Origin of the sequence: Paenibacillus catalpae (genome assembly GCF_900112695.1) — a bacterium.
Classification (GTDB): Bacteria; Bacillota; Bacilli; order Paenibacillales; family Paenibacillaceae; genus Pristimantibacillus; species Pristimantibacillus catalpae.
Map to the genome: position 1 here is coordinate 348,376 of NZ_FOMT01000006.1, position 12,338 is coordinate 360,713.

The 12,338-nt window shown below is 50.9% G+C and carries 12 protein-coding genes; 11 read left to right on the forward strand and 1 reads right to left on the reverse strand.

Annotated features, from left to right (window positions below):
* Positions 1-12 precede the first annotated feature (12 nt).
* The 10 genes from BM200_RS26170 to BM200_RS26215 all read left to right on the forward strand — a co-directional run bounded on the left by BM200_RS26170 (position 13) and on the right by BM200_RS26215 (position 10,503).
* Positions 13-888: a carbohydrate ABC transporter permease gene (locus tag BM200_RS26170; RefSeq protein ID WP_091189741.1), complete on the forward strand. Its 876-nt coding sequence runs from the start codon at positions 13-15 to the stop codon at positions 886-888.
* A gap of 126 nt (positions 889-1,014) precedes the next feature.
* Entirely contained in the window at positions 1,015-2,841 is a 1,827-nt protein-coding gene (locus tag BM200_RS26175) for a sensor histidine kinase (RefSeq protein ID WP_175533048.1), read from the forward strand.
* A gap of 7 nt (positions 2,842-2,848) precedes the next feature.
* On the forward strand, positions 2,849-4,036 hold the full coding sequence (locus tag BM200_RS26180) for a response regulator transcription factor (RefSeq protein WP_091189744.1): 1,188 nt from the start codon (positions 2,849-2,851) through the stop codon (positions 4,034-4,036).
* A gap of 33 nt (positions 4,037-4,069) precedes the next feature.
* Positions 4,070-5,257: an ROK family protein gene (locus BM200_RS26185; RefSeq protein ID WP_091189745.1), complete on the forward strand. Its 1,188-nt coding sequence runs from the start codon at positions 4,070-4,072 to the stop codon at positions 5,255-5,257.
* A gap of 32 nt (positions 5,258-5,289) precedes the next feature.
* Positions 5,290-6,678 carry an MATE family efflux transporter gene (locus BM200_RS26190; protein WP_091189747.1) on the forward strand — a complete coding sequence of 463 codons (1,389 nt, stop codon included), beginning with the start codon at positions 5,290-5,292 and terminating at the stop codon, positions 6,676-6,678.
* A 24-nt stretch (positions 6,679-6,702) separates the two neighbouring features.
* The gene (locus BM200_RS26195) at positions 6,703-7,476 is read left to right on the forward strand and encodes a threonine/serine exporter family protein (protein WP_175533030.1); all 774 of its coding nucleotides are present in this window, start codon (positions 6,703-6,705) and stop codon (positions 7,474-7,476) included.
* Positions 7,477-7,495: 19 nt separating this feature from the next.
* Positions 7,496-7,939, forward strand: coding sequence for a threonine/serine exporter family protein (locus BM200_RS26200; protein WP_091189748.1), 444 nt, complete (start codon positions 7,496-7,498; stop codon positions 7,937-7,939).
* A 2-nt stretch (positions 7,940-7,941) separates the two neighbouring features.
* The gene (locus tag BM200_RS26205; RefSeq protein WP_091189750.1) at positions 7,942-8,814 is read left to right on the forward strand and encodes a PhzF family phenazine biosynthesis protein; all 873 of its coding nucleotides are present in this window, start codon (positions 7,942-7,944) and stop codon (positions 8,812-8,814) included.
* A 99-nt stretch (positions 8,815-8,913) separates the two neighbouring features.
* Positions 8,914-9,663, forward strand: coding sequence for a GTP pyrophosphokinase (locus tag BM200_RS26210; protein ID WP_091189751.1), 750 nt, complete (start codon positions 8,914-8,916; stop codon positions 9,661-9,663).
* 60 nt (positions 9,664-9,723) lie between these two features.
* Complete coding sequence (locus tag BM200_RS26215; protein ID WP_091189753.1) at positions 9,724-10,503, forward strand: hypothetical protein; 780 nt, start codon at positions 9,724-9,726, stop codon at positions 10,501-10,503.
* Positions 10,504-10,665: 162 nt separating this feature from the next.
* Here the strand turns inward: BM200_RS26215 and BM200_RS26220 are convergent, their stop codons facing one another.
* Entirely contained in the window at positions 10,666-11,499 is an 834-nt protein-coding gene (locus BM200_RS26220) for a lipoate--protein ligase family protein (RefSeq protein ID WP_091189754.1), read from the reverse strand.
* 207 nt (positions 11,500-11,706) lie between these two features.
* Here BM200_RS26220 and BM200_RS30675 point away from each other — a divergent pair, with 207 nt between their 5' ends.
* Positions 11,707-12,264 (forward strand): CatB-related O-acetyltransferase, encoded by a 558-nt coding sequence (locus BM200_RS30675; protein ID WP_281248447.1) that lies wholly within the window; start codon positions 11,707-11,709, stop codon positions 12,262-12,264.
* The last annotated feature ends 74 nt before the right edge of the window (positions 12,265-12,338 follow it).

Genomic DNA, 12,338 nt, shown 5'->3' on the forward strand with positions numbered 1-12,338 from the left:
AGGGATACGACCATGAGCCAAAGTACACACACAGCAGTGTTGCCGAGCATTAAGCCGCAAAGAAAGTTTTCGATCGGGAAAACTCTCATGTGGGTTCTACTGGCGATTCTGTTAGTCACCCAATTGTATCCGCTCTTGTGGCTGGCTATCTACTCGTTAAAGACAAACGAAGAAATTTTGTCCGGACAATTTTTCGCTCTGCCGCATGTTCCGCAATGGAGCAACTACAGTGCTGCGATGGAGTCGGGCAATTACGTTAAATACCTGTTTAACAGCTTGAAAGTTACCCTGATTACAATGGTAGGCGTTCTGTTCCTCAGCTCGCTTGTATCCTTTGCCATCAGCCGCTTCAAGTGGAAATACGGTCAGGCCGTGATGGTCATCTTCCTGATCGGAATGATGATCCCGATGCAGGCGACGCTTTTGCCGCTGATGATCATCTTCAAAAATCTCGATTTTCTGAATACGCATAAGGCGCTTATCTTCCCTTACATTGCATTCCAGACGCCAATCGCCGTATTTATTCTAAGCGGATTTATGAAGTCGATTCCTCACGAGATTGAAGAATCGGCGATCGTAGACGGAGCGGGAGTCTTCCGGATCTTCTGGAATATCGTCCTTCCGGTATCCGTTCCGCCAATGGTAACGGTTTGTATTCTGACCTTCATTAACATCTGGAATGAGTACATTCTGGCAGCAACATTTATCTCGAGTGAGCGTCTCAAAACATTGCCTTTCGGGGTATACAGCTTCGTCAGCCAATATTCGGTCAACTACGGAGCGATAGGTGCATTCCTCGTACTTGGTGCACTTCCGGTTATCGTGATTTACTTCTTGCTCGCAGATAAGATTACAAAAGGTATGGTAGCAGGCGCGGTGAAGGGTTAAGACCCTTCTCCGCTTTTTTCTGTTTGTGTTACAATAAGCAAATGAGGATACAGACTTAAGGCTTACGAAGTAGAATGATCACAGATAATTCTTTTAGGAGGAGCAAAGTTGGCGCGTTACAGGGGAATGCACTCTATCCAGAATCGATTATTTCTACTGCTGTTCTCTTCGATGATGACCCTTCTTATCCTGGTCAGCTTCCTCTATTATCAGAAGACGACCCAAATCATTCACTCGAAGATCAGTGATCTTGCCGAGAAGAACGTTTCGCAGACAGTTGGGCTGTTTGATCTGCTGCTTGAAGGTTATGACAGCGTGACCAAATCGCTGAACAGTAACTACGAGCTGTCCCGGCTGCTTCTTGAAGCGGATAAAGAAACGAATATAAACGTCAGTGTCATGAATGAACGGGCGATTACAAATATAATCGGTGCCGCATACTATTCGCGAGATGATATTGTAGGCATTCACGTTATGACGAAGGGCGGCAAGCTGTACAATTATGAGCGGCGGTTCGCCGGTCTGGTGGATCAGGATTACCGCTCGGCTGATTGGTACAAAAAGCTTGTAGATTCTAAGGGCGAGATGGTATGGCTTGGTCTCTCGAAGGGCTCGGTTTTGAACAGTATACTTCAGGAGCCTGTCTTTATATTCGGGCGGCAGTTATACGATCTGACGAATTACAAGCCGGTTGGCATTGTGCTGATCGAGACCGACCCTAAGCCTATCCTGGCCGCATTATCCAATGCGTCAATTAGTCCAAACAGCCGCGTGTTTATTGTGAACAATAATAACGATATTATTGCATCTACGGATGAGCAGAAGGATAATCTGTCGATGGAAGCGAATGCGGACAAGCAGCTCCCGGCACCGTCCTTCAGCAGACTGCCAAAGCCAAAAGGCGATGAGATAGTTGTCGATAATAATACCGATGATTTAATCGTCTCGGCTAATGCGGCCGTTGCCGACTGGACCGTGTTCGGGCTAACGCCCAAATCGGACATAAGTGAAGAGCTTGTCCAAACCAGGCTGTATCTGCTCGCCGTTATTATAGCCGTTATTTTGCTCTCGATTATGCTGGCGACTTTAATCTCCCGGAATATCTCTTCACCGCTGAAGCTCCTGATCCGGGAAATGAAGCAGGTTGAATTGGGTAATTTCAGAGGTTCGGTGGACGTCAAATCGTTCGAGGAAATTAACAGTCTGGTCTCGTCCTTTAACCGGATGGTTCATCGGATGGATGAGCTGATTGAACGCATTACGCTGTCCTCGATCAGTGAGAAGAATGCGGAGCTGCAGGCCCTGCAGTCGCAGGTTAATCCGCATTTCCTGTACAATACGCTGGATATGATCTATTGGATGCTGGATGAAAGGGAGAATGACAGACTCGGGCGAGTCATCCTGTCGTTATCCCATATGTTCCGTTACAGCAGCGACTGGGAGGAAGCGTCGAAGACGACACTCCGCCAGGAACTGGAGCAGATGCGGCATTATATGACGATTATTGAGAATCGTTTGGTCGGTCGCGTGAGCACGGAGGTGCAGGTCGACAATATTTGGCTGGATGCGATCGTGCCGAAGATGACGATTCAGCCTATTATTGAGAACGCGGTGAAGAGTGGTCTGGAGCCTCTCGACCGGCCGGGACTGCTAAGGGTATCTACGATTGCCGATGAAGAGGCGAACGAGCTGCGCATTGTTGTTGAGGATAACGGGGTAGGCATTGATGAGGAAGCTTTGAAGGAGCTGCAGGCCATGCTTCAGGATTCCGGGCCGGGCCGCAACTATAACGCTGCACAGGAAGGCCGTGGAAGAAGAGGAATTGGCCTGCCAAATGTGCACCGCCGTATTGTGCTGATGTACGGGGAGCCGTACGGTCTGAGAATTTCCAGTGAAGCAGGAAAAGGGACGACGGTTATTATCGCAATACCGCTGCCTGCAAGAGGAGGTTAAACGGGCGATGAACATATTAATTGTGGATGACGAAACCGTCATACGGGATGGCATCAAGCGGACATTGGGCAACCGGTTTCCGGCATACAGCACCTTTCTTGCTGTGAATGCCGAAGAAGCGGTTGCCCAGCTGCGCAAGCAGCGGATCGATATTGTGCTTACAGATATTCTGATGCCGGGCATGACTGGACTTGAATTGATGAATTTGACCCGCAGCATGTATCCGCGAGTGAAGTGGGTTGTCATTTCCGCGTATTCGGAATTCAGCTATGCGCAGGAAGCGGTGCGGCTTGGGGCGAAGGACTATTTGCTCAAGCCGATCGGCAAGGAAGTGCTGGCGGAGATGATCCAGAAGATAAGCACAGAGATTGAGCATGAGCGGGAGTTCATGGAGGAAGCAGAGCTTCTGAAGATGAACCGCAATTACTTGCGGGAAGCCGTGTTCCAGCGCTGGGCACAAGGACTTGATATCGGGCGCTTTGATATGAAGCCGTTTATGGACAGCCATCCGCATTTCAATCTCATTATGGTCAAGATGGAGAGCGACAAGGTCGTGCAGCTTGAGCACTTCATGATCGAGAATGTGCTTGGCGAGCTGATCGAGAAGTATGGTCAAGGTTTCGTCACCATCTATGATAATAAAAGTCTTCTTGGTCTGGTTACTCTCCCGGAAGGCGGAACGATGTCGGGGCTCCTGGAAGAGCTTCGTAAACACTTGATCAAATATTTGAGGGTTCCGTTCCAGATTATGCATACGGATGTGATTGAGGATATTGATGCTGTGCCGGGCGAAGTGCAGCGGATGCGCCAGGCTTCATCCACGCAGGTATATGAGCATTATGCTAGCGGGAGCGATCAGTCGATTGAGGTTGCGCTTCAATATATCCGCACGCATTATCACGCCGATCTGTCGCTTGAGAAGGTTGCTGCCATTGTGTACCTGAATCCGGTCTACTTCAGCCAGCTGTTCAAGCAGAAGACGGGTTCCGGCTTTAAGGAATACGTAATTGGCCTGAGGCTGGAGCAGGCGAAGCAAATGCTGCTGAATCCGAAGCTGAAGCTCGCTGATGTTGCCGAGAGGATCGGCTACCAGGACATGCGTCACTTCTCCCAGCTGTTCCGCAAGAAGTACGGAGAGACGCCTTCCGAGTTCCGTCAGCGCCACCCTTTGGACGGCGTCGAGAAGCAAAATTAATCTTATAGAGCATTGGATAGATGAGGGAGTCCTATGTCCATTAATAAGACACCGACCAATCGGGTCTATACCTATATAGCCCAGCGAGGCGTCGTATCTCGGGCCGAGCTGATGAAGGAATTCTCAATGACGAGCAGCAGCATGACGCGGCTGCTCGAAGAGATGATCGCAGATAACAAGCTGCAGGAGAGCGGGCGCGGCAGCTCTACCGGCGGCAGAAGACCGATTTTATACGAGACGAATCCAACCTACGGTTATTTGTTTGGACTCGAAATCTCGCGGATCTATTCGTCTATGGGTTTATACGACATGCATATGAACAGGCTGTCTTCCATACGCTGGAAAATGGATGAGAGCATGACGCCGCATGTATTCATGAAGCGGGTGCACTCTGCCGTCCGCAAATTTGTACAGGAGCATGACCTTCAACCATCGAGCATTGTTGGCATGGGCGTCGGCGCGGTAGGTCCGCTTGACCGTGAGCGGGGTCTTATACTGGATCCCGTCTATTTCCCTGCTCAGGGCTGGCATAATCTGCCGATTTGCGAGCTGCTGGAGGCACAGCTGGGCTTCCCGGTACTGCTCGATAACGGAGCGAATACGGCCCTGGTCGGTGAGCATTGGGCGCTGAGGAGCGAACACTACCAGCACATGCTGTATGTGCATGTGGGCGCCGGCCTCCGTTCGGCGGTGATGTCGAACGGCCAGCTCGTTTACGGAGCGACCGACATGGAGGGGGCGATTGGCCGGATGATCATTCAGGCCGGCAATCTTTCGCAGCCGGGCAGCCCCATTGACGGAGCGCTGGAGTCTTTCGTATCCGTTCACGCGATTGAGAACGAAGTGCGCGAGCTTGCGGCGGCGGGATCGCTTGCGCTAAGGGGAGAGACCGGCAGCGGCAATGGCGAGGCGCTAAGCTTTGAACTGCTGCTCGAGGCTTTGTCGGCCGGTGAACCCATCGTGCGGGAGAAGTTTAAGCAAGCCGCTGCTTATCTAGGAATAGGGTTAGCCAATCTGATTAATGTATTGCACCCGGAGAAGGTCATTCTCGGGGGTGCACTTATTAATGCGCACGAGAGTGTATTTGAGACCGCGGTGGAGGTTGCAAGAAGCCATACGTATTATTATCCGCAGTATAAGCCGTTGTTTTCGAAAGGTTTGCTCAAAGAAGAGGCTGTCGCGGTTGGTGCGGCAGTGATGGTACTCAAGCAGCTGCCATAGAAGGATTTTGACCGATAAGATGAGGTGACAGCATGACAGCCGCTCAAGCGGAGAAGCCATCAAAGGAGTTTAATTTATTTTTTCTGACATGGCCGATATTTCTGGAATTATTGTTATTTATGCTAATGGGAGTTGCCGATACCTTTATGCTGAGCGCGATCTCGGATAATGCGGTATCGGGGGTAGGCGCCTCCAACCAATACCTGTTTATTGCTTTACTGGTTCTGGAGGTCATCGGTAACGGTGCGTCGATTGTTGTTGCGCAGTATATCGGATCGAGGCAAATGAAGGAAGCAGCCAAAATCTCGGCGCTTAGCGTGACGCTTAACCTGGCGGTTGGCCTCGTGATGAGTATTGTGTTTGTCGTCTTTAACGGCTTGATCCTGCAAAGTCTTAACCTGCACGGCGAAGTGCTGGAGCATGCGAAGGCGTATTTGTCCTTCGTTGGCGGATTTATTTTCCTGCAGGCGCTTATTAATTCGGTTTCTGCCATTATCCGGGTGCATGGTTTCACGAAGGAAGCGATGTTTGTATCGCTCGGGATGAACATCATCCATCTGATTGGCAATTACGCTCTGATTTTCGGCCATTTCGGATTCCCTCAGATGGGCGTTCACGGTGCGGCTGTGTCGACTGTGATCAGCAGGGCGCTGGCACTGGTCGTCTTCTTCTGGATGCTGTATCGCATAATGGAAGTTCGTATGAAGATGCGTTATTATTTCACATTATCCAAGGCGTATATTGGCAAAATATTAAGAATCGGTATTCCGTCGGCTCTTGAACAGGTCATGTATCAAGGCTGCCAGATGGTGTTCCTGTATTATGCGACCTTCCTTGGCGAGGAATCGCTTGCCGCCCGCCAGTATGCAGCGAATATTTCGATGTTTATTTATTTGATGGCTTTCTCCATCGGTTCAGGAACGTCCATTATTGTGGGACGGATGATTGGCGCAGGACGTCAGACGGAAGCTTACAGGCGGGTGTGGTACAGCACCGGCTGGGCTTCTGTTTCCAGCGCCGTTATGATTGCCTTTGTTATGATATTCCGCGAACAGCTGATGAATATATTCACGAGCGATCCGGAGATCATTCGCCTCGGCTCCCAAGTGCTGCTGTACAGCGTCATTCTGGAGACCGGCCGTACGATCAACATCATTCTCGTGAACTCGCTTCGCGCTTCAGGGGATGCAAAGTTCCCGTTATGGGCGGGAACGGTATCGATGGTGGGCATGAGTCTGCCGCTTGGTTATTTCTTTGTATTCCAGCTCGATATGGGTCTCCCGGGCATTTGGCTGGCTATTGCGGCCGATGAATGGCTTCGTGCCTTTGCGATGTTCTTCCGCTGGCGCAGCCGGGCATGGGAGAAACATGCACTGGTGAAGAAGGACCATGCCGATCATCCGGTGGCGGCCGCAACGTAACATGGGTAGAAGGAGCGATAGGTCATGACTTCAACTGTGATGGAGCAGCCTCTTCATTCTTATCATCTGATTGCACAGACCTGTTTGCTTGCGGGCAAAATTATACTGCAAAATGGCGGCGAGACGTACCGGGTAGAGGATACCATGGTGCGGATCGCCGCTGCTTACGGTATCTCGGACGCGCAGAGCTATGTGACGCCAACCGGTATATTATTTGCGATGGATGCCTCCGTGCCGACAACACGGCTGATTCGTATTTCGGAACGCTTGACGAATTTGCGGAAGGTGACGCTTGTGAATGAAATCTCGCGGCGGATCAGTCAAGGGAAACTGGAGGTGAGCGAGGCCCACCGTCTGCTGACGGAGATTGATGAGCAGCCTTATGCTTATCCGGTCTGGCTCCAGGTGCTGGTTGCCGCCATTGCGAGCGGCTGCTTCCTGGTCATGTTCGGCGGGCGGTGGCATGATTTTCTGGCAGCCGTTCTTGCCGGGGGATTAGGCTTCGGGAGTGTGGTGCTGCTTCACCGGCTCGTACCGGTCAAGCTGTTTGCCGAATTTGTGGCATCCTTGCTGCTCGGCATTGTGACCATACTGCTTGTGAAGAGCGGGGCAGCCTCTAATATAGACACCGTTATTATTGCTTCCGTTATGCCGCTTGTACCGGGGCTGCATATTACGAATGCCGTCCGGGACTTGATGGCCGGGCATCTGGTATCGGGATTGTCCAAAGGGGTAGAAGCATTCCTGACCGCTTTTGCGATTGGAGCAGGCATGGCGGCTGCTCTGTCATTTTATTAGTGTAAAGGAGGGGACAAGCTTGCCTTGGATCGAACAAGCGGTATTGAGCTTCATAACGGCAGTTGCCTTTGGCCTAATCTTTAATGCGCCCAGGCAGACGCTGCCCCAATGCGGCGTTGTTGGGATGATCGGCTGGCTGCTTTATATGGCCTGCATGGAAATGGGGCTGGAGGCCATTCCGTCAACTCTGATCGCGGTTATTATCGTTGCGATTATCAGCCAGCTTTTTGCCAAGCTGTATAAGACGCCAATCATTGTGTTTAGCGTAGCAGGCATTATACCGCTTGTGCCGGGCGGTACAGCATACGATGCGATGCGGCGAGTCGTGGAGAACGAGTACGATATTGCCGTTCAGCTCGGAGTTAAGGCGTTTATGATCTCCGGGACCATTGCTATTGGTCTAGTTCTCTCCGAAGTCGTTAATCAGCTGATTCGCAGGACTTACTTAGTGAGGAGGGGATAGTTATGCGATTTTATATGGTGGATGTGTTTGCTGAGCGGAAATACCAGGGGAATCAGCTTGCTGTGCTGCTCCCCGACAGAGAATTGGAGACCTCTGAAATGCAGCAGATAGCAAAGGAATTCAATTTCTCTGAGATTACCTTTGTGATGTCAGGTAAAAAGACGGACGGTGGATATGACGTAAGAATCTTTACCCCTGATGTAGAAATCCCGTTTGCGGGTCACCCGTCACTAGGCACGGCGTATGTTATCCGGCATGTCATTGAGAAGGGGAATAATGATCCTGTTCTCTTGAACCTTGGGGTGGGGCAGATCCCGGTCGCCTTCGCTGAAGGAGAGAGGCCTGTCCTGTGGATGGCTCAGAAGCAGCCGGAGTTTAGGGATGCGATTGAACCGTCGGTTATTGCAGATATTCTTCAGATTGGCGTAGAGGATATCGACGCGAGCTTTCCGATTCAGGTGGCTTCAACAGGCCTGCCCGCGGTTATTGTTCCCGTGAAGACTCTTAAGGCTGCTCAGCGCTGCGCGATTCATCATCAGAAGTACGAGCGGTTCCTCAAGGAGGGCGCCGATGCGAACATTCTTGTTTTTACACAGGAAACGCTTCATGAAATGAATGACCTTCATGTCCGGGTGTTTGTTAATGACACCGGGTATTATGAAGATCCGGCAACGGGCAGCGCTAACGGTAATCTGGCGGGGTATTTGCTGGAGCACGAGGTGTTAGGCAAGAGCTCCATTCAGCTTCGGGTAGAGCAAGGTTATTCGATTGGGCGTGACTCCTTGCTGCTTATCGATGCTTCGAAGAACAACGGGGAATTCGAGATTAAGATCGGCGGCAAAGTGTTCCTGGTGGCCAATGGTGATTGGCTGTAGGGCACTAAAATTGCGATTGCTGCCTTGCGGGCGTTATACTGAATAGGAATACTACCGGTCACATCTTGAAGAAGCGACCGGAGCCAGGAGGCAAGGAGCATGAATCTTCTTAGCAGTGTATCGCAATTCCAACAACTGAAACAACTGATCACACGGTTTATGATGACGTATAAGTTTGCGCTGGACGAGATAGAGACCAAGATTGAAATTCTGAAAGAAGAATTTCAGATGCTCCATGATTATAATCCGATCGAGCATACGAAATCCCGGCTGAAGTCGCCGGAAAGCATAATGAATAAGCTGGTCCGCAAAAATCTGGATATTTCGCTGCCAAGCATTAAGGAAAACATCAGGGATATCGCAGGGCTGCGCATTACTTGCTCGTTTATTAAAGACATCTATCTCATCTCGGATATGTTGCAAAGGCAGTCTGACTTGAAGGTGCTCGAGGTTAAAGACTATATTAAGAATCCGAAGCCTAACGGTTACAAAAGCCTTCATATGCTAATTGAGGTGCCGGTCTTCTTGTCCGACCGTGTGGAGCATGTCTGCATCGAGGTGCAGATCCGGACGATTGCGATGGACTTCTGGGCAAGCCTTGAACATAAAATTTTCTACAAATACAACGCCGATGTGCCGGAAAGTCTTGTTCAGGAACTGAAGGCAGCTGCGGATTCGGTGACGGCACTCGACCGCCAGATGGAGCGTCTGCACAGGGAGATGGGCGAGATCAAGGCAGATAACGTGATCGACGCCGAGGAGCAGCTCAGGCTCCTGCAAATCGACAATCAGCAGTTTAACATCCCGATTGCGCTTCTGGAGATGATCGGAGATAAGTCGGAGAATTAATAGGTATGGAAGTGCCGATAACCTGTTATCGGCACTTTTAATGTTTGAGGAGGAAGCAGCTTGAAGCTAGATTTAAATACGTATCCTTTTCGCCTGGAGCAAGGCTATGAATTAGGTTATGGACCAGCCGGATACGAGACAATGGCAAAGGTCATATCTGCATTTCAGGAACCCCAGTCCGACATTCTGTTCTCTTATACGAATTGGGACCGGGATAAAGATCCGCATAAAGGCGAATTAATGGAGAGCGCTGCGCATGATTTCCATTACGGTATCATTAATGACCCGGCGACAAGTTCAAAGGTAAAGGAAATCCTGCTTCTTCATTATGCGCCGGAGCGTGATCCGAAGGTTAGTCAGGCTGTTATGGATCAGCTGTTAGCTTATTTTAGAGAGGTCCCGTTAGAAGAAATAAATGAAGAGCTACTGCGAAAAATTGGATCGGCCGTATACGAAAAACAGGGAGTTTACACGCTTGCAGATCAAGATGCGGCTACGCAAGACTTCGTAAACAGCCGCCTTGTAGACACCAATTCGGTCTGGCTGCTGCCTTATGAACGTCCCGTCTATTTGGAGAACGTCTTATGGTATAGGGTCAATACGCAAGAAGAAATGGTACAGGCCTTTGAGCGGACAGACTGGTGGTTTACCTGCGCGATTGTTGACCGCAGCAAGCAGGTGGAGGACTATCGCTATTTTCTGAACTATACCGAAGAACACGGCGAGGATCATGACGGAATGGTGCTGTATATATCTACTCCCGACCCACGGCATTTCAAGGATACCGTAATTCCAAGACTGAAGGAGCTGCTGGCTGAACAGCTGGAGATCGTTGGGTGAAGGGAGTATGGTGATAAGAGCCAGTAAGGGTCTTAAAGGATTACTAAGAGAAGACACTAGAACAAATAAGACCCTGGCAGGGTCTTATTTTCATTTTCTTGTTGTCGCGGTCAGAGCAAGGCGGCAAAAAGGGCATGTCCAATGTCAGTATCGGCTTTGACGCTATATCGCATAGCGATTATGCAAAGTTTCCGCCATCTCGCGGACCTGCTCGGAATCGGGCAGGATCAGGCTGCCAGCGGAAGGCTGCCCCTCCTGGGCTTCCCTAATCACCTGCTTCACGGCGGCTGCGAATGCATGTGAGGCCTCGGCGCCAAGTCCGGCCATCTCTTCCAGGCTTGCCGTGCTGTCATCCGTCACAACCGGGAAGTTGGCGGCATCCGCTCCGGCTGCTGCTATATCGTAGAACGAGCGGACAAGGCGGGCGCGCTCAGCCCCGGAGCCCTCCGCCACGATAAAGGCTTGAATAATAATCGCGTGCGCCTGCCGACGCTGGGCGATTCCGCAAAACTTGTAGCCGCCGATGCTCAGGTCGAAGTCCCCCGGACAATAAGCCCCGCTGATCTCGCCCTTGTCGACCTGCCGGCCAGTCCCTTGCAGTGCCAGCCGTATAAGCTCGTACATCTGCTCGAAGTTGTTATGAAAGTGAAAATCAAGCACATCGCTCTTCGGCAATATTAACGACAGGTTTACGACTCCTGTATCAAGCGGGACGGCGGCTCCGCCCGAATTACGTACTGCTGTTGCCCAGCCGGCTGTCTCCAGCAGGTCGCGGGCTGTTCCGGCTCCCGGCAGGCGGCTGTCACGCAGCCCCATGATGAAGGCGCGCGGATGGCGCCATAGATGGCATACCGCGGGTCCGCCTCTCCCTGTACTTCTGCACAGCAGCTCGTCCAACGCAAAGGCATACAGCGGGTCTTCCTCCGAGAAGTCATCCATCCGGTCAAGCAGGACAAGTCCGCGCTCACCCAGCTCCTCTATTGCGCTCCATTTCATGGTTAGCAAACCTTCCCCTCTACCTAGATCCAATTCCAATATTCCCATCATACTGATCCCATGAGAGGATGACAAGGCGTGCCGACTGTCGTCATATATCCGCCGCTGCCTGCTGGGTATAGCCTGTACGCGGCAAGAGTTCTATGAATATACTGCTCCTAAGCGATGCAAGATGATAGGTCGGAGGATGATTTACAAGTGAGTAATATGAAGACGATTTTGGAGGCGCTGCCTCCACGCCATGTCAATAATAAATTGTTTATCGGCCCCTTTACGATGGGTACGCCAATCGTATTGTCTTGGACGGAAAATACGATTGCGACGATTGGCAAATTTTGTTCAGTGTCGAACACCGCAACGATATTCCTGGGGGGCAACCATCATTATGAATGGGTCTCGACTTTCCCTTTTACCGCTTATATGACGCAATACTTCACGGAGGGGGCAAAGTCAAACGGCAATGTCACGATTGGCAACGATGTGTGGATCGGGCATTACGCCACGATTTTATCCGGGGTTACGATTGGTCATGGGGCCATTGTAGGAACGCATGCGCTGGTGACGAAGGACGTTCCTCCTTATGCGATTGTTGGCGGCAACCCTGCCCGCATTTTGAAGTACCGTTTTCCGCCTGAAGTAATTGAGAGGCTGATGCAAGTGAAGTGGTGGGATTGGGAAATACACCAGATTGAAGCGGCCGTGCCGCTGCTTCAGCAGGAGAATCTGAAGCCTTTCTTCCGTTATTGCGCCAGGCTTGGGAAGTGACCGATTGGAGAAGAGCGTACCTTAGGGGTATGCTCTTTTTTAATGAATGTAGGCGAATTACTATTACCCTGTAA